Here is a 21,962-nt window from a genome sequence, read left to right as displayed (position 1 = left end):
CCTCAGCCCCCTCAGCCCACCGCCGCGAAGGTCTCGTACATCTGGTCGTCGTCGAGCGGCAGGATGCCCGCCCCACGCTCGTACTCCGAACGCGCCGTCTCCAGGAGCCGACGCCAGGAGGTCACCGTCGGCCGCCTGCGCAGCAGTGCCCGGCGCTCGCGCTCCGTCATGCCTCCCCACACGCCGAACTCGACGCGGTTGTCGAGCGCGTCAGCCAGGCATTCAGTGCGTACCGGACATCCGGTGCACACCGCCTTGGCCCTGTTCTGCGCTGCTCCCTGAACGAACAGTTCATCCGGATCGGTAGTGCGGCAGGCAGCCTGCGCACTCCAGTCGGTTACCCAGCCCATACCGGCGCCGTCCTCTCCCGAATCGAGGCTCCCCCACGGCGGCAGCGGCATATTCACCGCCGCCAGTTGAGGACGTTACGGAAGGCGGGCACAGCGCAACACCCCCTTCGGGCCCAATCTTGAATGGCCCGAACGGACTATGCGTAAGCGGCAGATCACCCGGGGGAGTGAGCCTGCGACATGTGCGACTTTCCCGGCGAACGCGACAGTTCAGCTGAGTCACAACGGACGCCGGGTGACACACAAGGCGGATTCGGGCACGCCCCCACCAAAAAAGTCGGGAACCTCCGGAACGATTCGGGGTCGCCGGACGTATTGATACGTAGCCCTGCTGCTGTGACAGTTGCGAGCAGCTTAGGCCAAGGCATTGACGCGTGTCCGGCGAATGAGAACGTAGACACCTCACGTTGCTATGCCGTCAAGTTGGCGGGGTCGGGGCCTCGAACAACGCGGCCCTCGCGGATAGCCTCGCCGCATGACCGAATCGGCCTCTGTCCAGCACTCTTTGCCGACGTGGGACCAGGTGGCCGCGCTGCGGGACTTCATCGACGGACGGACGTACGCGGCCGCAGTTCCAACCATCCGCCTCAACGGGGAGCCGCCTCATGCCCCAGGTTCCGCCCTGGCGCGCGTGGCGGAGGTCAACGGGGCCCTCTACGAAGTCACGTCCTATCTGTGCCGTCGGCTGTATGACGAGCTTGAGAGTGGTCACCTTGGCCCCATCGCCCAAGCATCGTGGGATGCACTCCTCACGATCACCGCGGCCTGGCGCGAGGATCCAGAGCTGCCGGGCTGGGTGAACGGGCTGCTGCCCGTCAAGCGGCGCTGACTGCGAGTTCAGGCAGTCGTGGGAACGCTGACTCCTCGTCGAAGAGTTCGCGCTTCTGAAGACAGTGGTAGAGCTGTCCGATCATGCGGTTGAAGAGGTTGCGCTGGGCAGCTGCGTGCCAGTCGCCTTGTTCGCGTCGGCGCCGGTAGTGGGCTCCGGCTCCTGGCGAGTGGCGGAACGCGGAGAAGGCCCACAGGTAGCCGGCGTGGTTGAGCCGGTCATTCTTCACCCACCGTCTGGTGATGGCGGACTTCTTGCCCGAGGCACGGGTGATGGGAGACGAGCCGGCGTATGCCTTGAGGCCGCGGGCATCGGCGAACCGGGTTCTGTCGTCGCCGATCTCGGCCAGGACGCGGGCGGCGAGCTGGATGCCGAGCCTGGGGAAGCTCAGCAGGATCTCGGCGTCCGGGTGCTGAGGGAAGGCCTCTTCGACCGCCTCGGCGAGCTGGTCAGCGGCCGTGCAGGCCGCATCCAGCTGGATGAGGAGGGCGAGCATCTGCTTGCCGAGCGCGTCCTCGACCAGCGGCGGCTGGTGGGCGCAATCGGCCCGGAAGACCTCGCGGAGGCGTTCGGCCTCGGCTTCGATGCCGCGCTGGCGACCGGCTCGCTTGAGCGCGGCCTGGATCTGGGTGCGGGTCAACCGTGCGGCCCGGGCAGGGGTCGGGGCGGCCTTGAGGAGCTCGCGGGCCTCGGGCCGACACAGGCCGTTGGTCCAGGCGGCGAAGGCGGCCAGCGCGACGGGGTAGTACTCGCGCAGTATGGACCGGAGCTGGTTGGCGAGCTGCTGCCGGTTCCACAAAGAGTCCTGCTGGGCGCGGGCCAGGACGGCGATGGCGCGGCCGAGGTCGGAGTCGTCGGGCAGAGGCCTGTGGGCGTGCATGTCGGTGCGGAGGATGTTGGCGAGGACCAGGGCGTCGCCGGGGTCGGATTTCTTGCGGGAGACGCTGTGCCGGTCGCGGTAGCGGGCGGCGGCCATCGGATTGATCGCGAACACCTTGCGCTTACCAGTCCGCAGCACGGCCACCAGCAGACCGCGGGAAGTCTCGATCGCCACCGGGATCGGGTCTTCTTCGGTGTCGCCGTACTCGGCGAGCAGTTCCAGCAGGATCTTGTAGCCGGCCGCGTCGTCGGTGATGTGCCGCTTGGCCAGCAGCTGACCGGTGTCGTCGACCAGAGCGACATCGTGCGTTCGTTCCGCCCAGTCGATTCCGCAGTAGATCAAGATTACCCTCCCCAGAGTTGGGTGTTTGCGCTGGTCACGAGCGCATGCGGGCCACGCAGCGACCTAATCCCAGGCCTCGACCGCACCGCGGCCGGGCCGCCACCTCACTAGCCGTTCGTGGCACCAGCACGCCCCACGGGCCTCGGTCTGCGCGGGAGCTCAGACGGCTCGGGCGTATCAAGAGGTCACCGTGCGACGGGCTCGCACCACCAACGTCAACGAGTGAGCAAGCAGATTGAAATTGACGACGCCGGACGGCACCAGGTCTCGGTCGAGGTCTCATGAGCCAGGCTGGCTTCAGGAATCCGTCCGGTGCCAACGAAGGCGGTGGCGGCCACGGAGACGCCAGGCGCTGCCTCTCTTGCGATAGGCGTCAAGCGCCCGGTGTGTGACAGGCATCCGCCCGACGCCCACGTGACCGCCACCACCGTTCGCACCAGACCACGCACCGATCTACGTTGAGGCCTCCACGGCCCGGCTGCACTTGGATGTCACGGTCTGGTACTCGAACGCTCCGAGAAGCCCATGCTCCTGCGGAACGCTCATAACTACGGATTAGGCTGCCCTCATGCCAAAGAAGCGCTCGGGCGGTGGTCTGTCGCCAACGCAACAGGCCGCCAAGTTCCTCGGTGTCAGTGTGCTCGCGGGAGCGGTGCTGGCCGGCATCGCCCTGCCCGCCTTCGGGGCGCTGGGCCTGGCCGCCAAGGGGTCGGTGGAGTCGTTCGACGAACTCCCGGCCAATCTCAAGACGCCGCCACTGAGCCAGCGCACCACGATCCTCGACTCCGAGGGCGGCCTGATCGCCACCGTCTACTCACGTGACCGCACGGTGGTCGACCTGAAGAGCGTCTCGCCCTACATGCAGAAGGCGATCGTCGCGATCGAGGACTCGCGCTTCTACGAGCACGGCGCAGTCGACCTCAAGGGCGTCCTGCGCGCGCTCAACAAGAACGTGCAGAGCAGCGGGGTGTCCCAGGGCGCTTCCACGCTCACGCAGCAACTCGTGAAGAACGTCGCCGTCGAGGAGGCGGGCGACGATCCGACGAAGGTCGCGCAGGCCACGCAGCAGACCATCGGACGCAAGATCAAAGAGCTGAAGTACGCGATCCAGCTCGAGGAAGAGCTCAGCAAGAAGAAGATCCTCGAGAACTACCTGAACATCACGTTCTTCGGCGAGCAGGCCTACGGCGTCGAAGCGGCCTCCCAGCGCTACTTCTCCACGCACGCCAAGAACCTCACGCTCCCCCAGGCCGCGCTGCTGGCCGGCATCGTCCAGTCGCCCAGCCGCTACGACCCGGTCAACGACGAGGCCGAGGCCACCAAGCGCCGTAACACCGTGCTGAAGCGCATGGCCGAGGTCGGCGACATCTCCGAGGCCGAGGCGGCCACCGCGCAGCAGGCGCCGCTGGGCCTGAAGGTCAAGAAGCCGAAGAACGGCTGCATCACCGCCGTCCAGGGCGCCAGCTTCTTCTGCAAGTACGTGGAACGCGTCTTCCGCAACGACCCGGTCTTCGGCAAGACCAAGGAGGAGCGGGCGAAGGTCTGGAACCAGGGCGGTCTGACGATCCGGACGACGCTCGAGCCGCAGGCCCAGAAGTCCGTCCAGAGCTCGCTCAAGGACCACGTCTACAAGTCGGACAAGGTGGCCGCGGCCGCGACCCTCGTCGAGCCCGGTACCGGCAAGATCCTCGGCATGGGCCAGTCGAAGCCGTACGGCTACGGCAAGAACGAGACCGAGTACAACTACTCCGTCAACGCCTCCATGGGCGGCTCGAACTTCGGCTTCCCGACGGGTTCGACCTTCAAGCCCTTCGTGGCCGCGGCCGCGCTGGAGGAGGGGCGGCCGGCGAACCAGTCCTACTCGGCGCCGTACCAGATGCCGTACCCGGACACGGTCCAGACGTGCAGCAGCAAGCCGTGGACGAACGACGGCAGGCCCAAGTACACCCTGGAGAACGAGAGCGAGTCCGAGAAGGGGCCGTACCAGCTGCAGAAGGCCATGGAGCTGTCGGTCAACACGTACTTCGTGCAGATGCTCGCCGACATCGGTATGTGCCCCGTGGTGAAGATGACCGACAAGCTGGGCGTGGTCCAGGGCAACGGCACCAAGGTCCCCGAGGTTCCCTCCTCGATGACCCTGGGCTCCACCGGTCTCTCCCCTCTGACGATGGCGAGCGCCTACGCCGCCTTCGCCAGCCGCGGCATGTACTGCACCCCGATCGCCATCGAGTCGATCACCCAGACCGTGGGCGGCACGAAGAAGTCGCTCGAAGTCCCGAAGTCGACCTGCTCGCGCGCGATGAGCGAGAAGACCGCGGACACCATCAACACCCTGTTGAGCGGCGTGGTCGACTCCGGTACGGGTAAGCAGGCCGGTCTGTCCGGCCGCGACAACGCCGGCAAGACGGGTACGACGGACTCCCGCAAGAACGCCTGGTTCGTCGGCTACACCCCGAACCTCTCGGGCGCCGTCTGGGTCGGCAGCGCCACCCAGAAGGTGGAGATGACCAACATCTACATCGGCGGCCGCTACCACGGCGAGGTCTACGGCGGCGACACTCCCGGCCCCATCTGGCGCGACGCCATGACCGGCGCGCTCAAGGGCAAGGAAGCCACACCGTTCAACAGGGTCTTCATCCCGAAGCCCCCGGAGAAGGACCGCGGCGACAACAACGGCAATGGAAACGGCAACGGAAACCGCGACAACAACGGGGACGACAACGGGGACGACGGCGGTTTCCTCAGCGGACTGCTCACCAACGGCGGCAACACCAACGGTGGAAACACCAACGGCGGCAACGCGAACAGGGGCACGAACGGCGGCTTCTTCCAGGGTCAGAGCAACGGCAACGACAACAGCGGCGGACGCGGCTGAGCCCACCGGGCCCAAGAGAACCCACTGAGCCCAAGACGTGAAAACGGTCCCTGACTCCCGTAAGGAGGAGTCAGGGACCGTCCGTTTGAGCACCTGCGGGGCAGCCCCGCCAAAGGTCAGCCCGCGAGCAGCTTCTTGACGACGGCAGCGACGCGGCCGCCCTCCGCCAGACCGGCCACCTTCGGGTTCACGATCTTCATCACGGCGCCCATGGCCCGCGGCCCCTCGGCACCGGCCGCCTTCGCCTCCTCGACGGCCTGCCCGACGATGTCGTTCAGCTCGTCGTCGCTGAGCTGCTTGGGCAGGTAGCCGGCGAGCAGCTCACCCTCCGCCTTCTCCCGCTCGGCGCTCTCGGGGCGGCCGCCCTGCGCGAAGGCGTCGGCCGCCTCCCGGCGCTTCTTCGCCTCCTTGGCGATCACCTTGAGGATCTCGTCGTCGGAGAGCTCGCGCTTCTCCTTGCCCGCGACCTCCTCCTTGGTGATCGCGGTGAGCGTCAGCCGGAGCGTCGAGGAGCGGAGCTCGTCGCGCTCCTTGATCGCAGCGTTGAGGTCTTCCTGCAGCTTCGACTTGAGCGTGGTCATGGGGCTGATTGTCGCAGGTGCGGACGGCCCGACGCCCGGTCATTTACCGGGCGCTGCGGGAAGGCCACCGGACAGTTGGGCCCCGCAGCCCTCAACGGCCGCCGAACGCACACCCGTTGCAGACCGGCGAGGCAGCGCCGTGCACGGCCATGGAGTCCGCCCCCGCCCCCGTTCTCGTCCCCCTCCCCCCTCTCCCCTCCTCCCGCACCTCCACTTCCGGGGACGTGCGGACGGAGGCAGCAGCGCGGTCTGAGACGATGGACGTATGCGCGCGCGATACGGAGTACCACTGTCCATTGCGGCGGTCGGCGCCGCCGGCCTGGTGTACGCGGCGGGTTTCGAGCCCCGCTCCTTCCGCCTCCGACGGGTCACCGTCCCCGTCCTCCCCGCCGGAATGCGCCCCCTGCGCGTGTTGCAGGTCTCCGACATCCACATGGTCGGCGGCCAGCGCAAGAAGCAGCGCTGGCTGCGCTCGCTGGCCGGACTGCGCCCCGACTTCGTGATCAACACGGGCGACAACCTGTCCGACCCGGAGGGCATCCCGGAGACCCTGGACGCGCTGGGGCCCCTGATGGAGTTCCCAGGTGCGTACGTCTTCGGCTCGAACGACTACTACGGCCCGAAGCTGCGCAACCCCGCCCGCTACCTGCTGGAGAAGGCCCAGGGCCGGCACGGCCTGAACGGAAACGCGCCCGCGGTGGACGTCGTCCACAACCCGTGGGAGGACCTGCGCGACGGCTTCGACGCCGCGGGCTGGCTCAACCTGACGAACACCCGGGGCGTACTGAAGGTCGAGGGCGCGTCTATCGAGCTGACGGGACTGGACGACCCGCACATCAAGCGCGACCGTTACACGCAGGTGGCGGGCGGTCCGTCGGAGTCGTCCGACTTCTCGATGGGCGTGGTGCACGCCCCGTACCTGCGGGTCCTGGACCCCTTCGCGGCGGACGGCTACCCCCTGATCCTGGCCGGACACACCCACGGCGGCCAGCTCTGCATCCCCTTCTACGGTGCCCTCGTCACCAACTGCGACCTGGACACGGACCGCGTCAAGGGGCTGTCGACGCACACGGCGGAGGGCCGTACCTCCTACCTGCACGTCTCGGCGGGCTGCGGCGCGAGCCGCTACACCCCGGTCCGCTTCGCCTGCCCGCCCGAGGTGACGCTGCTGACGTTGGTGGAGCGGGAGTAAGGGGTTTCGCCCTTCCGGCACCTGCGGGCATCCCTCGAACGGCCCACCCGTATCGCCCCATATGTCCCGCCCGCCTAGCGTGAGGGCATGACCGCGCCGATACCCAGGGACCTCCCGGACCTGCCCGCAATACCGCGGACCCACGCGCTTCTGCTCTCCTCCGTCCCAGCGTCGGCGGTGGTGACACCCGTCCGCCGCCCGCTGGCCGCCGCGTTCCGCCTGCTTTTGGCCGGCGCGGCGGTTGCCGGCGTGACGCTCGCGTTCATGTCGGGCAGCCCGCTGCGGATGCTGAGCCACTTCGCGATCCAGAGCAACATCCTGTTGGCCCTGGTCACGCTGCTGTCCGCCCGCCAGGCATGGACAGCCCGCCGCCCGCTCCCCGCCGCCCTGACAGGCGCGGCCCTCCTGTACGTCATGATCACCGGCCTCGTCTACCACCTGCTTCTGGCGGACGCGGCCGTCCCCTTCTCACTGACCGGCACGACGGCCCCCACGGGCCGGCACCTGGTCGCCGTCCATCTCCTCCACACCGTGACCCCGGTGGCCGCCGTCCTCGACTGGCTCCTACTGACCGCACCGGGCCGGCTGCGCCTGCGCCGGGCCGCGACGTGGATGCTGTATCCCACGCTCTACCTGGCCTTCTGCCTGACCCGCGCCCAGCTGATCGCACCCGGCACACCGGGCCGCTATCTGTACCCCTTCCTCGACGCCGAGGCCCACGGCTACAAGCACGCCCTGGCCAACGCTCTGCTCCTCGGCCTCTCCTTCTACGCCCTCGCGGTCCTCCTCGTGGCCCTCGACCACGCCCGCCCGAATCCCATCAGCCACCGCGCCAAAACCGGATTTCGTCTCCGGCCACCGGTGGGCTAAAGTAAACGACGTCGCCGCGACAAGCAGGACAAGCAGCGACATCGGGGTGTAGCGCAGCTTGGCAGCGCGCTTCGTTCGGGACGAAGAGGTCGTGGGTTCAAATCCCGCCACCCCGACAGTGAAGTACCAGGTCAGGGGCCTGATCCGCTTAGCGGATCGGGCCCCTGAGTGGTTCCTGGAGATCGCTTGGGAGAAATCTGGGAGAAGATCTTGGTCGGCTTCTCCCAGGAGCAGTCTCCAGTGCCGCAGGAACAGCGGCGCCCGCGCGCCCGATGACCTGCGCATTCGCGAATCCCGGGCTCGTAGCTGACCAGTAATACCGTGCGGGCCGCCCCAACGGTCGTTAGGAACACCGCATATGGCAGGTCATCGCTCAGCCCCTTCTCACGACCGGGCCCGTGCGCTCGCCCAGCGGGTACGTGCGTTAAGGGAAGACCGTGGGTGGACGCGGGAACGGCTGGCGAAGGAGGCAGGCATCGCCGTCGGGACGCTGGGCCGCCTGGAGAGCGCGGGAGCGATCCAGCCAGGTTTCCTGACCGTTGGCGCAGTGGCCGAGGCTCTTGCGGTCTCTCTCGATGATCTGTTCCGGGCGGCCCAGGTCGCGCCCGTCACGCCCGGTCTGTGGTCCGCCGGATACGAAGGGCGGGACATCGACTCGTTCGTCGCCGCGCTCGTCGACAGCCGCATCGGTGTCGTGGCGGATGTACGGCTCACGCCGATCAGCCGCAAGAAGGGCTTCAGCAAGACCCGCCTCGGAGATGCCCTGGCGGAGGCCGGTATTGAGTACGCACCTGCGTGGCCTGGGCAATCCGAAGGACAACCGGGAGCCCTTCTGGGACGGCCGCCTCGAAGTAGGGCGGGCACGCTTCCGTGGCCTGCTGCAGTCCGAGGAGGCCCAGTCCGATCTTGACCGCGTCGCGGAGCACGCCCGGCAGTCGCGGGTGGCGGTGCTGTGCTTCGAGAAGGACGAGAGCCGCTGCCACCGGCAGGTCGTCCTGGAGACGGTTCGCAAGCGGGCCGCCGTGCCGGTAATTCCCCTGGCCTGACTTCGCCCCTTGCTCCTGCACGCGCTCTTGCCCGTAGCGCATGCCTCTCCTCCAATCAGCAGATCGGGAGATCTGTGGAGGGGGCAACCATGGGATCGGGGAGTCGACAGCGCGCACGGATCATGATCACGGTCAAGACCTATCCGGAACTGTCCGCGAAATACCACGAGACGAGCTGCGTGGCCGGCATACGGCTCGACCAGGGAACGCCCCAGCATGTGCGGCTCTTCCCGGTTCCGTTCCGGTTACTGAACGAAGAAAGCCAGTTCGCCAAGTACTCGATCGTCGAGGTCGACGTGCAGCGACACCATGGGGACCGCCGTCCCGAGAGCTTGCGCCCCAACCTGCAGACCCTCAAGGTCATCGAGCGCCTCGGGACAGCGGACGGCTGGCGCGAACGCTTCTCGCATGTTCAGCCCCTCGTGGCGCCGTCCCTGTGCTCCGTAAAGCGGGACCAGGAGCTGCGAGGGACGTCGCTTGGTGTCTTCCGCCCAGAGGAGTTCACCGGCTTCCGCTTCGCTCCTGCTGAGCCCTGGCCAGCTTCGAAGGCGGCCCTGGCAGATCAGTTGGATCTACTCGCGCAGGACCTTCGCCAACTGGAGTGGGTGCCACTTGAGTTCCGGTACAGCTTCCGATGCGCGGATCAGGAGTGCGGTGGTCACGACATGGGGCTGAGGGACTGGGAGGCGGGCGAGTCGTACCGCAAGTTCGTTCGTCACTACGGGAAGGACGGCGTGGAGGAGAAGCTTCGCGAGCGCTGGTTCGACCGGATGGTCACTCCGGAGAAGGCCGTGCACTGCTTCGTCGGAACGTCGCGGCCCGCCCCAAGACGTTCCTGCTGCTGGGCCTGTTCTACCCACGACGGAATATCGGCGAGAACTTCCAGGAGAGCCTGTTCGACCTGTGAGGGTGAGTACGCAGAATGGGGAAACCCGTGGCCACCGTCCCCTGACCGAGGCCGTCGGCTCAACTGCCGGATGCGGCCTGCGGACCTGCCTGAATGTGAGCGTGCCATGCTGTCGTCAACGGAGCTTGGCTTGGCCTCAGTTGATCGTCAGGGGGAGCGGTGGCAGGGCGGGACCTTCGAACGCTGTTCAGCTCGAACGACCGGAGCATCTCCGCCAGTGAGGCGTTCACGAACCGGCAGGCACAGTGGCGAGCGGTGACGGCCGGACTCGCAGAGCACATACGGCACGTGAACAGCGCGAGTTTCGCCGTGGAGGACCTGGAGAGTCCCCGCCGCAACATCCTCGTCTTCCACGGCGTGGGCGGGATCGGCAAGTCCACGCTCTCCCGCAAGATCGAGGCGTCGCTCGCCCGCAGCGAGCACCGCCCCGTGCAGTGGGAATCGCCGTCCCACCTCGAGGAACGGACGCTGCCCGTCCGCATCGACCTCGCGCGCACCGCGGGCATGGATTTCGAGCGTGCCGTCCTCACCATCCGCCTTGCCGTCGCCGCGCTCGGCCGGCCGATGCCCGCCTTCGACCTCGCCCTGCGCCGCTACTGGGAGCACAACCACCCGGGCGAACCGATCGAGGACCACCTGCGCCGGGGCGGGCTGCTGGGCCGCTTCAGCGCCGCTGCCGCTCTGCCCCAGCAGATGCAGTCCGCCCTCAGCGACGTCGCCCAAGCCCTGCTCCTGCCCGGCACCGTCGGCAGTGCGCTCGGTCACGGGGCCGGAGCGCTCATCAAGGCGTTACGCGAACGGCGCCAGTCCGTACGCGCCCTCGCCGGCTGCTCCCGCCTGGCCGACCTCTTGGAGGCCGAGCCCGACCTGGAAGCCCTCAGCTTCTACCCGCACCTTCTCGCCTGGGACCTCGCCCAACTCCCGACCGACAAGGGCGCACTGCCCGTGATCCTGCTGGACACCTTCGAGGACACCGGCGACCGCACGCACCGCGACTTCGAACGTCTGCTCCAACGCATCGTGTGGTTGATGCCCAACGCGTTCTTCGTCATCACCGGACGCAACCGCCTCCAGTGGGCGGAGACGAGCCTGGAGGGGCAGCTCGACTGGACTGGGCCGCACGCGTGGCCCGGTCTCGCAGCCGACACGGCACATGTGGGGCGAGCTGTATCGGGCCGTCAGGTCCTGATCGGCGACTTCTCTCCCGAAGACTGCGAGGACTACCTGCTCCGCAGACTGAGCCGCGACGGGCAGCCACTGATCGACGAACCGGTCCGCCGGATCATCACCGAGCGCTCCCACGGGCTGCCCCTGTACCTAGACCTGTCGGTCATGCGCTACCTGGAACTCCGACGCGGCAGCAGACAACCGCAGGTCACCGACTTCGACCACGACTTCCCCGCCCTGATCGCCCGTACCCTCAGCGACCTGACCGCCGATGAGCGCCACGTGCTCCGCTCGGTCAGCCTGCTCAGCGCGTTCTCCGTGCCCCTGGCCACCCAAGCCGCCGGCATGGACCACGACGCGCCCGCCCTGCGGCTGACCGAGCGCCCCTTCATCCGGGAGTCCACCGCCGGTGTGTGGCCCTTCCATATCCACGACCTGATCCGCTCCGCCATCCGCAACGCGGACGACGGCAGCGACGACCGCTGGTCGGAGCAGGACTGGCAGCGCGCGGCCCGGCGAGCCTTCCGCGCCCTGGAATCACAGTGGCGCCAGGACCTACGACGCGAGCGCACCGTCCTGGTCGGCTGCCTCCAGCAAGGGCTGTTCCTCGCGCGGGACTTCCATCTCGATCTCGACTGGCTCGCCGATGCCGCGTTCCAGTACGTAGGAGACTCGATCTGGGAACCGCTGGCACTCCCCGCCGCCGACGACACGTCGTCGAGCGGCCTACAGACTGCCGCGGACGCCCTGGTGGAAACGCTCAGCGCCATCGCCAGGCGCCAACACGAACATCGTGAACGCACAGCCAGCCGCCTTACAGCCGTCCTCGCGTCGGAGCTGCTCCCCGATGGCCTGGTCGAACTGGCCACGTACTACCTGGCGAAGGCCCAGCGAGACCTCGGACTGACCGATGAATCGCGTCGCGGCATGCAGCGCGTCGCCTCCGCCGACGGTCGGCTCGCTTCCGCGGCTCGGCGCGGCCTGGCACACCTGAGCCGACTGTCCGGAGACTTCCCGACCGCGGTCGAAGCCGCGGGGAGGCTGGGCTGGGAGGGGCGGCGCCATCGGGTGCTGGGAGACGTGTGGTGGGTGCAGGGCGACATGGAGCGGGCGGTAGCCGCCTACCTGGCGGGCCGGAGCGAAGCCGAGGAGCACGGTGTAGTCGGCGAGACCGCCATGGTGCAGGCGCATCTCGCCTTCGCCGTCTCCTTCTCCGATCCGCTTCGGGCCGATGACGAACTCGATCTGGCGGAACGGCTGTTGTCCCACCTCAGCCTGCGCTCCAGCGAGATGACCGCTCGCATCGCCGTGCTCGTACGCGACGCCGGGTTCGCCGCCGACCTGCCCGGCCGGGCGGCCGTACTGCTCGCCGAAATCGGTGTCTCTGGCATTTCCTACGCCGCGGCGAAACTGCAACTGGCCCTGTGCTTTCACCACGCCGTCCTCGACGCCCAGGACGACCTCGCCACCGCGATCACACGCCTGCGCGAACTCACGCAGAGCGGCGACTACGTCTACTACGTCGAGATCGCGCACTTCATGGCCGGCCTTCCGCTTCCCGAGCACACCGCGCGAGCACGGTGGATCGACGGAGAACAACAGACCCGCGAACGATGGCGCCGCCTGGTTACGACACGTCGCAATCACCTCGCCACGACTCGTTAGGCTTTCCACACATGCGCAGATCGCTGGTCAACGAGGCGCGACTACGATCGCCGGTCATGGACTGGCTTGAGCGCACCGCGAAACTGAGGCAGTGGACCAGAAGCGGGACCCGCGCTCCGCACAAGCCGTTGCTGTTGCTGTACGCCCTCGGTCGGTTCCAGCAGGATGCCGCTGGCGAACTGCGGTACAGCGCGGTGGAGGAGGATCTGCAGCGGCTGCTGACCGAGTACGGTCCGCCGAACAGGACGACTCCGGCCTACCCGTTCCACCACCTGGTGAGCGACGGCGTGTGGGAGGTGCGCACCGATCGCGGACCGGGCAGCCCCGGCAGCGGGGTGCGGGAGTTGCGGGCCGCGGAGGCCGCTGGGCGGCTGGCGCCGGAGCTGCGGGCGGCGCTGCGGCGTGAGCCGGAGCTACTCGGCCGGATGGCACGAGTCCTGCTCGACCTGCACTTCCCGCCTTCGCTCCACGCCGACCTGTGCGAATCTGTCGGCCTGGAGCTGGAGCCGGCGGAGACCGGACAGCTCTCGGCCGCCGTGCGGAGGCGGCGGGATCCCCAGATGCGGGAGCGGGTCCTGACGGCCTACGAGTACCGGTGTGCCTTCTGCGGCTACGACGGCAGGATCGGCGCGGTGCCGGTCGGGCTGGAGGCCGCACACGTGCGCTGGTGGGCGTTCGACGGCCCCGACGACGTCGACAACGGACTGTGCCTGTGTTCCCTTCACCACAAGCTCTTCGACAAGGGCGTCCTCGGTGTCGGCGAGAGCCACCGCATCCTGGTCTCCCAGCGCTTCGTCGGCCACAGCCCCGCCGCCCGCGAACACGTCATCGCGCTCGCCGACCGACCACTCGTCGGACCTCAGCCCGGCGCCCACCCCGTCGCCGCGATCCACCGTTCCTGGCACACCAGCCAGGTCTTCCACGGCAGCCCGCGCCCCGCCACGGCCACCTGACCGTCGAATCGTCGACCGCGCCCACTGGTAAGGAGTGCGATACCAAGAGTATGGTCTCTTATATGGTGACGAAGAAGGTAACCGTGACGATCCCCGAGGATCTCCTGGACGAGATCCGCGCGGACGCGGCCGAGCGGGGCCTGTCGGCGTACGTCGCCGAGGCGCTGCGCTTCAAGCGCGACCGGGACCGGCTCCTGGAACTGGTCGACTGGCTGCAGGAAGAACACGGCCCCGTGACTGAGGACGAGCGTGTGGCAGCCCTCGACGAGCTGGAGGATCTCGACGCCGAACACGAGCGGCGCCGCGCCTCCGGACAACACAACGCCGGAGAGGCTGCGTGAAGAAGCGAGTTGGTGAGCACGGGCAGAGGCCGCTCCGTGTCTTCGTCCTGGACTGTGAAGCCCTCTCCCTGGCCGTGCGCGGTGATCGGACGATGATCGCCTGGCTCGACCTCGCGGCGCGAGGGGAGGCCGAAGTGGTGACGTCGCCAATGACCCTGGTCGAGGCGTACGACGGCAGAACGACCGAACAGCGCTGGGACTGGGTACTGTCCCGGCTCCAGGTCGCCGACATCGGGAAGGACGAGGCCCGCCAGGCCCGCCGTCTCCTGGCCGACGCCAAGTTGCACGGCCACAAGTACGCGATCGACGCCGTGCTCGCCGTGATCGCGCGACAGCAGAAGGGACAAGTCACCATCTTCACCTCGGACGTCGACGACCTGGAGAAGCTGGTCCCGGACACCATCGTCGTCAAGAAGGTGTGACCCTACCCGCGCCCCTCAAGGGCCCGCAGCTGGGATGGCACCAGCCCGGGAGTGGGACATCCCGCACGGCTTCAAGCCCAGGATCCTGGCCAGGACTGAAGGCCACGGGCGCAGTGCGCGGGAGTTGGGTCAACGAGGTCCAGGACGAATACGGTGACTTCGTTCGAGCGGGCCGGCCTGCGGACCAATCTCCCGATGGACGGCCCTGGCCAAGTCGCAGAGCACGCAGCTGACATGCCGCAGCAATGAGTGTCTAACTGCGTGACAACGCCGACGAACAGCGACGAACAAGCACGGACGCCAACGGACGATCCGCACAGGTGAGAGCCCCACAACCTCAAGGTGGCGCCCCCACTCAAGTTGCTTCGGGACGAAGAAGTCCGCGCTCCATCCGCTACGGCGATGGCAAGCCTGTGCCCAGCCTGGCGTTCAGGAGCAATTGCAGGACCAGGCGTAGGTGACGAACAAGGCTGCCACGGCAAACGTAGCGGCCGCCACGCCGGCCAGTCGCCCGCGCCGCCCTGGCCTGGCGGGACGAAACAGCTCCCAGCCGCCATAGCCGAGGAAGGCCAGCAAGGCACCACCTACACCGCCGGCGACGAGCGGGCTGCGCTCCCATCCCCAGACGAACGCCAGAGCCAGACCGGCCACGACAAGGCAGGCAACAACCGTCAGCACCACTTCCCCGGCGAGCTCCCCCAAGGGTTCTTTCAAGAACGAGCCCACGCCGCGGATCACGCGCAGGGCACGACTCCGAGCCACAGGAACAGCCACACGCCCCCCAGAGCCAGTCTCGAATGATCGGACCCTACGAAATCGCGACGCGTCGGGGAAGAGTGATCAAAGCCACCTGTTCGGCAGCGCAGCAGCGCCACGACCCACATCCACCACGAAGGCCAGGAACAGCGGGCGCCCGGCATCGACTTATACGACCAGGTGCCGGGTCCCCACAGAGCTACGAATCCCGGGTGCCTCTGACATCCACGGCTGACATCAACGACGCCGGACAGGGACGTACACCAGCGGCTCTGCCCGGCCGTCGCACCAGCCGCCGACCGCAGCCGAAGTGGTTTCGGACCGAACTCCTAAAGCGGGTGTCAGCCCACCTGGCCCGGCTCGAACGGGCTGGCCCCCTCCACAACCGGCCGGTGCTGCGGGTCTACAGCGGGCCGGCCGACGCAGGCAGACAAGCGCACGGCCCCACTACCCCTGACCTGCAAAAACCCCAACTCACCGAGATTATTGAGGGTCCACTGACCTCTCATCATCGTCCGCGCCCGCTTACCTCAATTCAACCTCAGAGAATCTCCGGAATCTCCGCTACCGCCATGCTCCTGACATACGGTCACCGTGTTCGACTGCCGAGAGGGCAGTCCCGGCCGGATGGGTGCCGTTGTGGATACATCTGCACGTCGCGCCGCTTTTCTCACCTCCGCCACATTTCTGATGTGCGCGATCATGAGCGGACCCGCGCTGGCTACGGAGGAGTCTCCGGCTGTTTCGGTTGCCTCAGAAGAAGACCTTGTCATCAACACGGCACCGCCACAGGAGCCCGAGGAGAGCGTCACGGACGTTCCCGACGCCTCGGTCACCCAAGTTCCCAACGACCCGGTCACGGATGAGCCCACGTACACGGGCAAGCCAGTTCCTGGCGACACCCCCAACGCCGAGATCTGCGATCGTGCTGCCGTGTACAGCCCCACTTCGCAGGGCGCGCAATACCACAGGGCGGTCGGGCCCACGAACGCGAACTACAACGCCACCTCCAGAACAGCAAAGTCGACCTTCACGTCGGAGGTTACGGGCGAGGTAGGTGTCTCCGTGAGTGGCGACCTGCAAGCGTCGGTCAACACAATGCTGCTCAAGATCAAGGCCAAGTTCAACATCACCGTTTCGGCGAAACTCACGGCCAAGCTAGGGAACTCCATCTCCGTAGACACCCCGTCCCACAGGACCACGAACGCCACGTATGGTGTCTGGCGGCTCAAGCACACGGGGGTCAGTTACGTGCTCTACAGCAACTGCAAGACGTCGACGAAGAAGACTATCGTCAGTTACTCCCCCTACCGGGTGGGCTGGTACCTGTGGGAAAGCTAAGGGTCCTCGCAACAATCGGAGGAATGGCAGCAACGGTCGTGCTTGCAGGCTGCACGAGCGGCCAGGACCACGCCAAGCCTTCTCCTCACACGTCCCCCGCCCGTTCCACCGTCTCCCCGACAGTCTCGCCGTCATCAACTCGCGCCGAGCAGGTCGCAGGGGAGACCGTGACCAAGGCGCCGGTCCTTCCGGGGGGAGAAGTTGTGGCGCAGGCTACGAACGCCAGCGGCAACAAAGAGCTGGAGATCCGGGACGGGATCAAACCCGGGGAACTGTCGGTCCTCGTGAACTGTCAGGGCAAAGGAACACTGACCGTCTCCGTGGAACCGGTCGGATTGAGCTTTCCCCTCGAATGTGTGGACGGCGAGGTCAGCAGCACCTTCAACCAACTGAACCTGCAGAGTTCCCGCGAACACGCTACCGTCAAGGTGACCGCCCCTTCGCAGGTTCACTGGGCCCTCACCGTGGGACGCTAGAGATCTTCAATCGCTGAGGTGAGGTTCCCCCGCTGCGCGGGAGTGGCCGACGGGTCTGTACGGTGAGCGGCCCTGTCTCACATTCGGTGGTGACGGAGCGTGCCGCTATCCGAGGAGGATGCGGTGCCGAAGCAGGGTGAAGCCTGCTCGTCCGTGCATCTGGCGTGCGATCCGTTTGGTCTTGGTGTTGACGCCCTCGGTGGGGCCGTTGCTGTACGGAAGCGTGAGCGCGGAGTTCACGGCGTCGCGGTCTCGTTCCAGGCCCCGGGTGAAGGCGTGGAGATGAGGCAGGTCGGCTGCTCGGACTTGGGTGATCCAGCGCGTGAGTGCGTCGGCGTTGTCGGCGTGCGGCGTAAGGAGCGGGGCGAAGTCCCTGATATCGGCGGCCAGTTGGGTCATCTCGGGGCAGGCGGTGGTGAGCTTGGCCAGGAGCTCGTGTTGCTCGGCCTTGAGGTTGTCGGGCCTGGTCAGCAGCATCCGGGCGAGCCTGCGCGGGGAGATATGGCTGCGGTCGGCGTCCGCGCGGCCCTGGTTGATGTACTTGTGCAGGAGGTTCAGGCAGCCCGTGAAGCCGAGGGCTTTGATCTCTTCGAAGAGGTGCTTGACGGGGACGCCGGGGTCATCGGCTCGGCGTTTGCGCAGGTGCTCGCGGTAGGGGTCGACGAGGCTGGCGCGGTACTTGGGGACGCGGAGCATGCGCTCAGGCCGATCGGCCCGCGCGTAGCGTTTGACGGTGTTCAGGGCCAGCTGGAGACGGCGGGCGCACTCGAGCAAGCCGACGCCCTGGTCGAGCAGCCCGTGGACCTGGTGCCAGCGTTCCAGGGTGGTCTGGGCTCGGGGCCCGTCGTAAATGGGCGCGTCCAACACGGTGGCCCAACAGGCGCTGTGCGCCTTGACCTCGCTCAGAGCGGCTTCGCACAGGTTGTGCCACACATGCCACCGGTCCGCGACCTGCACCGCGTCAGGCAGAGCGCGCCGGATCGCCTCAGCATAGGTCGCCGAGCCGTCACGGCACACGATCTCGATCCCCGGATGCTCGCGCAGCCACGCCTCCAGGGTGTCGGCGGTGCGGTCGGGCAGCACGTCGATCCGCTCATGAGTCTCGGCATCGATGATCACGGTGGCGCAGCGGTGCCGCCGGCGCAGCGCGAAGTCGTCAACGCCGATCGCACGAGGCACCCGCCCGGTGGGCAACGGAATCCGCAGCAGGGCGCGCAGGGCCGTGTGACGCGACAGGCTCACCGCCAATATCGCCAGCAGACGTGCCCCGGCTCGGCCCGCTAACTCCTCGACAACGGCTTTGACTTGCCTGGTCAGGCGGGTCGTACGCCGCTGGTGCCGGTCCAGGACGCCGGGCACCTGTTCGCGGAAGGTGTGGCGGCAGTCGCGCGTGGGACACACCAGACGCCGCACTCGCACACGGACCACCACCCGTCGTTCATCGACCGGCACGTCCGCGACTGTCCGCCAGTGATAGCCGTGCACGCGTTCCGACGGGGCCTCGCACACCGGGCAGACCGCAGTGACCCGCGGAGTCCGTGCCCGCACCACGATCCGCTCACCTTCGTCGACCACATCCTCGACGACCAGCGGGGAAAGACCCGAAAACACCGTCTGCACACGCTCGTTGACATCCTTCACACGAATGTCAACGACCCTCAAGACTCTCCGTCACCACCGAATGTGAGACAGGGCCGTTCGCTACACAGACCCCGCTCGGGTTCGTGGCCGCGGGGCAGGTAGCGGATGGGTTTTGCGGTAGCGGATGCGGAGTGGCTTGCCGCTACCCGGAAACCGCCTCTGAGCTGCCCGGTAGCGGAGGTAGCGGAAGTAGCGCACTTTCCGCGGGGGGTGGGCAGTAGCGCTGCCACGCGTCGTGCAGATCGCTCGCGTAGTAGCCCTTCATGACGCTCCCGCCAGCCTTGATGTTGCGGGCCGCAATGGGAGTGTTGTCCGCGGTCATGTACTCCCGCAGCATCCGCGACAGCCCGCGGGCATCAAGCGGCTTGCCGCTCATGTCGGCCCACGGCGCCTCTTCGAGGCTGTGCAGCCTGTCGAGAATGGCGACGGTCGGCAGACGGTCGATGCCGTTGAACACGTAGTCGCGCAGGTCCGTGAGCAGACGGATTCCGATGCTGCCCTTATCGCTGGTCTTGGCCGCGTTCACCATCTCGATGACAAGGGCGTGCTCGGTGTCGGCGAGGGCCACCGCATCCTGGTCTCCCAGCGCTTCGTCGGCCACAGCCGCGCCGCCCGCGAACACGTCGTCGTGCTCTCCGGCCGACCGCTCATCGGTCCTCAGCCCGGCGCCCGCCCCGTCGCGGCGGCGCACCGCTCCTGGCACACCAGCCGGGTCTTCCACGGCAGCCCACGCCCCGCCACGGCGTCCTGAGCGGGGCCTGTCGGCGCGGGACCGGGACCGGCTCCTGGAACTGGTCGGCCGTCGTCGCGGCCGTTCGGGGGATACGCGGGCGGCCTCGGAGGCATGTCCGACCCGCGGGGGCATCCCTTGCTGGGAGGAAAGGGAGACATGATGCCGCTCTATCTGTCGAGGTTCAGCTACACGCCGGAGACCTGGGCGAGACTCGTCGGCCACCCCGAGGACCGCGCGAAGGCCGCTCAGTCGTACATCGAGTCCGTCGGCGGCAAGCTCCACGGCTTCTGGTACGCGTTCGGCACCCGCGACGGCTACAACCTGTGGGAGGCGCCGGACAACGTCTCCATGGCCGCGGTCGCCCTGGCGATCAGCTCGGGCGGCGCACTCAGCTCGTTCGAGACGACCGTTCTCCTGACCGTCGACGAAACCATGGATGCCCTGCACAGAGCCGGGCAGGTCCAGTACCGGGCTCCCGGCGCGTAGCGGACCGTTGTGCACCAGGAACCCCGGCCGGTTCACACTCGGCTGCGCCCTCCCTGCCGACGCCGGCTCACCTGTCGGTCGGGTCGCCGCCGTGCGGGATGGCGAAGATCCATTGCTGGGACCACGTAGAGCGACGCTCCTCGAACCAAGGCCGCCATCCGCGCTCGGCTTTGTCATGGGCTGTCAGACACCGTCGGCTGTGCACTGCCTGCACCTCGAACGCTGCCCCGTCGGGCGACTTCTTCAGGCGCCAGCGTTGCTGGGGTTCCGCGTGGGGTTCCCACATCAACAGCTTGGGGTTGTGCGAATCGGTCGTGGAGTCGAGGGCGAGTCCATTGGCAGCCGAGACGATGAGCACCTCACCCTGGACTCCGGTCGGGTGAAGGAACCACAGCTGATGGCGGTCCGCATGCGGTGGCCAAAGGTGCGGCCGTTTGCCCGACTGATTGCCGAGCGCCGTGTCCAGTGCCAGCCCGCAGTCTCGGGCGGTGATCAGGAACGGTCCGGCCGGATCGTTCTTCTTCTTACGCCGCGTCGGGAGGGAGATGTCCTCCACCCCGACGGAGATCCCGGGGAGCCCGAGAGCCCCCAGGCTCAGCCGTATGTTCACCATGTGCGGGACGCTAGCAGGCCGTCAGGTGGTCAGGTGGTCAGGTCGAGGGCGGGCAGGCGGTCGGGGTCGGTGAGGATGTCGAGGTGGGTGATGCGGCCGTCCTGAATGGTGAACGACATGACGGACAGGGCCCGGTCTTCGGCGAACGCCACGACGCCGGGCGTGCCGTTGACCAGCACCAGACGCGCGTTCGCGGCGAAGCGGGCGAAGGTGACGGCCTGGGACGCCACGTCACCCGCGCCGCGGCGCAGGATGCTCGGGACGCGTGTGCCGCCGTCGGAGCGTGCGATCACGTCGGGGTGCAGGACGGCCAGGAGCGCGTCGAAGTCGCCACCGCGGGAGGCGGTCAGGAAGGCGTCCACGACGTCGCGTTTGCGGGCGTTGTCCGTGTCGGCGGCCGGGGTGGCGCCCTGGACGCGACGGCGGGCACGGCTGGCGAGCTGACGGGTGCTGACCGTGGTCCGGCCGAGGACGGGGGCGATGTCGTCGAAGGGCAGGTCGAACATGTCGTGGAGGACGAACGCGAGCCGTTCGTCCGGGGAGAGGGCCTCCAGCACGATCATGAGGGCGATGCCCACCGAGTCCGCGATCAGGATCTCCTGCTCGGGGTCGACCTGGGCCGGCGTGGTGATCACCGGGTCCGGAAGGCGGAGGGATCCCTCCTGCTCGGGCATCGGGTCTTCGCGGCGGGAGGTGCGTGAGCGCAGCATGTCCAGGCAGATCCGGCCGACGACGGTGGTCAGCCAGGCCCCCAGGTTCTTCACGTCGCTCGTGTCGGTGCGGCTGAGCTTCAACCACGCCTCCTGGACGGCGTCCTCGGCCTCGGCGAGCGAGCCCAGCATCCGGTAGGCCACCGCCCGCAGACCGGGTCGTTCCGCCTCGAAACGGTCGGCCAGAAAAATGTTCCCGCTCACCTGTCACACCCCCGTGTCCGGATCCGTCGGTCCAGTGACAGACGCTAACGGATCACGAGGAGAACAGCAGATGAACGCCGCGATCACCGCCACCGCCCGGATGAAGAACCCCGCGCTGGTCCTGCCGGACGCCATGAAGGGCATCCAGAACATCTACAAGGCCATGTACGCGGGCGGCGTCTCGCCGCAGATCCTGGAGCTGGTCCACCTGCGGGCCAGCCAGATCAACGGCTGCAGCGCCTGCGTGTTCGCCGGTGTGGCGGGCGCGAAGAAGCACGGCGAGAGCGACGAGCGCCTGCACGCCGTGGCCGCCTGGCGCGAGACGCCGTTCTTCACCGACGAAGAGCGCGCGGCCCTGGCCCTGACCGAGGCCGCCACCCGCGTCGCCGACCGCTCCGGCAAGGCCGTCCCCGACGAACTGTGGAACGAAGCCGCGGACCACTTCACCGAGGAACAGCTCTCCGCGATCATCCTGATGATCGGACTCACCAACTTCTTCAACCGCATCAACGCCACCATCGAGGAGCCCGCCGGCACCACCTGGTGACCAGCGCCGCCTCGGCTGCGCATCGTGAACTCCCG

At 67.7% G+C, this 21,962-nt stretch carries 20 protein-coding genes, 1 tRNA gene and 3 pseudogenes; 16 read left to right on the top strand and 8 right to left on the bottom strand.

The genetic code is table 11. The features are described 5' to 3' along the window. Positions 1–11: 11 nt before the first annotated feature. Positions 12–350, bottom strand: coding sequence for a WhiB family transcriptional regulator (locus QA802_RS23020; protein WP_057577840.1), 339 nt, complete (start codon positions 348–350; stop codon positions 12–14). A 475-nt stretch (positions 351–825) separates the two neighbouring features. Here QA802_RS23020 and QA802_RS23015 point away from each other — a divergent pair, with 475 nt between their 5' ends. After that, positions 826–1,179 carry a hypothetical protein gene (locus tag QA802_RS23015; protein WP_334525878.1) on the top strand — a complete coding sequence of 118 codons (354 nt, stop codon included), beginning with the start codon at positions 826–828 and terminating at the stop codon, positions 1,177–1,179. Here the strand turns inward: QA802_RS23015 and QA802_RS23010 are convergent. After that, complete coding sequence (locus QA802_RS23010) at positions 1,166–2,401, bottom strand: IS110 family RNA-guided transposase (protein WP_443042166.1); 1,236 nt, start codon at positions 2,399–2,401, stop codon at positions 1,166–1,168. The two genes, QA802_RS23015 and QA802_RS23010, sit on opposite strands and share 14 nt — an antisense overlap. A 568-nt stretch (positions 2,402–2,969) precedes the next feature. Here QA802_RS23010 and QA802_RS23005 point away from each other — a divergent pair. Next, positions 2,970–5,276: a transglycosylase domain-containing protein gene (locus QA802_RS23005; protein ID WP_334525875.1), complete on the top strand. Its 2,307-nt coding sequence runs from the start codon at positions 2,970–2,972 to the stop codon at positions 5,274–5,276. Positions 5,277–5,392: 116 nt separating this feature from the next. Here QA802_RS23005 and QA802_RS23000 read toward each other — a convergent pair whose 3' ends face one another. Further along, positions 5,393–5,857 (bottom strand): GatB/YqeY domain-containing protein, encoded by a 465-nt coding sequence (locus tag QA802_RS23000; RefSeq protein WP_306950205.1) that lies wholly within the window; start codon positions 5,855–5,857, stop codon positions 5,393–5,395. A 265-nt stretch (positions 5,858–6,122) separates the two neighbouring features. On the opposite strand from QA802_RS23000, the gene QA802_RS22995 reads away from it, so the two are divergent. The 9 genes and pseudogenes from QA802_RS22995 to QA802_RS22955 all read left to right on the top strand — a co-directional run bounded on the left by QA802_RS22995 (position 6,123) and on the right by QA802_RS22955 (position 14,420). Next, positions 6,123–7,049 (top strand): metallophosphoesterase, encoded by a 927-nt coding sequence (locus QA802_RS22995; RefSeq protein WP_334525869.1) that lies wholly within the window; start codon positions 6,123–6,125, stop codon positions 7,047–7,049. Positions 7,050–7,136: 87 nt separating this feature from the next. Then, the gene (locus QA802_RS22990) at positions 7,137–7,919 is read left to right on the top strand and encodes a Pr6Pr family membrane protein (protein WP_334525866.1); all 783 of its coding nucleotides are present in this window, start codon (positions 7,137–7,139) and stop codon (positions 7,917–7,919) included. Between the two features lie 42 nt (positions 7,920–7,961). Further along, positions 7,962–8,035 (top strand) — tRNA-Pro (locus QA802_RS22985). Positions 8,036–8,277: 242 nt separating this feature from the next. After that, positions 8,278–8,965 (top strand): annotated as a pseudogene (locus tag QA802_RS22980) (DUF488 family protein, N3 subclade). A gap of 122 nt (positions 8,966–9,087) precedes the next feature. After that, a complete protein-coding gene (locus QA802_RS22975; RefSeq protein WP_334525863.1) occupies positions 9,088–10,131 on the top strand; it encodes a DUF8758 domain-containing protein in 1,044 nt (347 codons plus the stop codon). Continuing rightward, positions 10,032–12,704 (top strand): ATP/GTP-binding protein, encoded by a 2,673-nt coding sequence (locus QA802_RS22970; protein WP_334525860.1) that lies wholly within the window; start codon positions 10,032–10,034, stop codon positions 12,702–12,704. Before QA802_RS22975 ends, QA802_RS22970 begins: the two co-directional genes overlap by 100 nt. Before the next feature lie 56 nt (positions 12,705–12,760). Further along, positions 12,761–13,657, top strand: coding sequence for a phosphorothioated DNA-binding restriction endonuclease (locus QA802_RS22965; protein ID WP_334525858.1), 897 nt, complete (start codon positions 12,761–12,763; stop codon positions 13,655–13,657). A 62-nt stretch (positions 13,658–13,719) separates the two neighbouring features. Then, positions 13,720–13,998, top strand: coding sequence for a CopG family transcriptional regulator (locus tag QA802_RS22960; RefSeq protein ID WP_329471650.1), 279 nt, complete (start codon positions 13,720–13,722; stop codon positions 13,996–13,998). Then, on the top strand, positions 13,995–14,420 hold the full coding sequence (locus QA802_RS22955) for a PIN domain-containing protein (protein WP_215207118.1): 426 nt from the start codon (positions 13,995–13,997) through the stop codon (positions 14,418–14,420). The genes QA802_RS22960 and QA802_RS22955 overlap by 4 nt, the downstream gene beginning before the upstream one ends. A gap of 429 nt (positions 14,421–14,849) precedes the next feature. On the opposite strand, the gene QA802_RS22950 is transcribed toward QA802_RS22955, so the two are convergent. Next, entirely contained in the window at positions 14,850–15,158 is a 309-nt protein-coding gene (locus QA802_RS22950) for a lysine transporter LysE (protein WP_334525842.1), read from the bottom strand. Positions 15,159–15,878: 720 nt separating this feature from the next. Between QA802_RS22950 and QA802_RS22945 the strand changes: the two genes are divergently transcribed. Continuing rightward, positions 15,879–16,517, top strand: a complete 639-nt coding sequence (locus QA802_RS22945; protein WP_334525840.1) for a hypothetical protein — start codon at positions 15,879–15,881, stop codon at positions 16,515–16,517. A 167-nt stretch (positions 16,518–16,684) separates the two neighbouring features. Next, on the top strand, positions 16,685–16,993 hold the full coding sequence (locus QA802_RS22940; protein WP_334525838.1) for a hypothetical protein: 309 nt from the start codon (positions 16,685–16,687) through the stop codon (positions 16,991–16,993). 105 nt (positions 16,994–17,098) lie between these two features. Here the strand turns inward: QA802_RS22940 and QA802_RS22935 are convergent, their stop codons facing one another. Both QA802_RS22935 and QA802_RS22930 read right to left on the bottom strand, forming a co-directional pair. Continuing rightward, on the bottom strand, positions 17,099–18,634 hold the full coding sequence (locus tag QA802_RS22935; RefSeq protein ID WP_443042165.1) for an ISL3 family transposase: 1,536 nt from the start codon (positions 18,632–18,634) through the stop codon (positions 17,099–17,101). A 142-nt stretch (positions 18,635–18,776) separates the two neighbouring features. Continuing rightward, positions 18,777–19,241: pseudogene (locus QA802_RS22930) on the bottom strand (DUF3631 domain-containing protein); the annotation flags it as partial. On the opposite strand from QA802_RS22930, the pseudogene QA802_RS22925 reads away from it, so the two are divergent. Both QA802_RS22925 and QA802_RS22920 read left to right on the top strand, forming a co-directional pair. Continuing rightward, positions 19,158–19,385 (top strand): annotated as a pseudogene (locus tag QA802_RS22925) (phosphorothioated DNA-binding restriction endonuclease); the annotation flags it as partial. The pseudogenes QA802_RS22930 and QA802_RS22925 sit on opposite strands and share 84 nt — an antisense overlap. Positions 19,386–19,526: 141 nt before the next feature. Beyond that, complete coding sequence (locus QA802_RS22920) at positions 19,527–19,853, top strand: GYD domain-containing protein (RefSeq protein ID WP_334534821.1); 327 nt, start codon at positions 19,527–19,529, stop codon at positions 19,851–19,853. Between the two features lie 67 nt (positions 19,854–19,920). On the opposite strand, the gene QA802_RS22915 is transcribed toward QA802_RS22920, so the two are convergent. Both QA802_RS22915 and sigJ read right to left on the bottom strand, forming a co-directional pair. Continuing rightward, positions 19,921–20,409 (bottom strand): RICIN domain-containing protein, encoded by a 489-nt coding sequence (locus QA802_RS22915; RefSeq protein WP_334525835.1) that lies wholly within the window; start codon positions 20,407–20,409, stop codon positions 19,921–19,923. Between the two features lie 86 nt (positions 20,410–20,495). Continuing rightward, the gene (gene sigJ, locus QA802_RS22910) at positions 20,496–21,380 is read right to left on the bottom strand and encodes an RNA polymerase sigma factor SigJ (protein ID WP_334525832.1); all 885 of its coding nucleotides are present in this window, start codon (positions 21,378–21,380) and stop codon (positions 20,496–20,498) included. 70 nt (positions 21,381–21,450) lie between these two features. Here sigJ and QA802_RS22905 point away from each other — a divergent pair, with 70 nt between their 5' ends. Further along, positions 21,451–21,927, top strand: coding sequence for a carboxymuconolactone decarboxylase family protein (locus QA802_RS22905; RefSeq protein ID WP_334525829.1), 477 nt, complete (start codon positions 21,451–21,453; stop codon positions 21,925–21,927). Positions 21,928–21,962 lie beyond the last annotated feature (35 nt).

Source organism: Streptomyces sp. B21-105, assembly GCF_036898465.1.
Lineage (GTDB): Bacteria > Actinomycetota > Actinomycetes > Streptomycetales > Streptomycetaceae > Streptomyces.
The sequence above is the reverse complement of the archived record's forward strand: the minus strand, read 5'-3'. Positions and strand labels throughout refer to the sequence as shown.

Excerpts from the sequence above, each read along its gene's own strand:
- QA802_RS23020 (WP_057577840.1), bottom strand. The coding sequence starts at position 350 with ATGGGCTGGGTAACCGACTGGAGTGCGCAGGCTGCCTGCCGCACTACC.
- QA802_RS23015 (WP_334525878.1), top strand. The coding sequence starts at position 826 with ATGACCGAATCGGCCTCTGTCCAGCACTCTTTGCCGACGTGGGACCAG.
- QA802_RS23005 (WP_334525875.1), top strand. The coding sequence starts at position 2,970 with ATGCCAAAGAAGCGCTCGGGCGGTGGTCTGTCGCCAACGCAACAGGCC.
- QA802_RS23000 (WP_306950205.1), bottom strand. The coding sequence starts at position 5,857 with ATGACCACGCTCAAGTCGAAGCTGCAGGAAGACCTCAACGCTGCGATC.
- QA802_RS22995 (WP_334525869.1), top strand. The coding sequence starts at position 6,123 with ATGCGCGCGCGATACGGAGTACCACTGTCCATTGCGGCGGTCGGCGCC.
- QA802_RS22990 (WP_334525866.1), top strand. The coding sequence starts at position 7,137 with ATGACCGCGCCGATACCCAGGGACCTCCCGGACCTGCCCGCAATACCG.
- QA802_RS22975 (WP_334525863.1), top strand. The coding sequence starts at position 9,088 with ATGATCACGGTCAAGACCTATCCGGAACTGTCCGCGAAATACCACGAG.
- QA802_RS22965 (WP_334525858.1), top strand. The coding sequence starts at position 12,761 with ATGGACTGGCTTGAGCGCACCGCGAAACTGAGGCAGTGGACCAGAAGC.
- QA802_RS22960 (WP_329471650.1), top strand. The coding sequence starts at position 13,720 with ATGGTGACGAAGAAGGTAACCGTGACGATCCCCGAGGATCTCCTGGAC.
- QA802_RS22945 (WP_334525840.1), top strand. The coding sequence starts at position 15,879 with ATGAGCGGACCCGCGCTGGCTACGGAGGAGTCTCCGGCTGTTTCGGTT.
- QA802_RS22920 (WP_334534821.1), top strand. The coding sequence starts at position 19,527 with ATGCCGCTCTATCTGTCGAGGTTCAGCTACACGCCGGAGACCTGGGCG.
- QA802_RS22905 (WP_334525829.1), top strand. The coding sequence starts at position 21,451 with ATGAACGCCGCGATCACCGCCACCGCCCGGATGAAGAACCCCGCGCTG.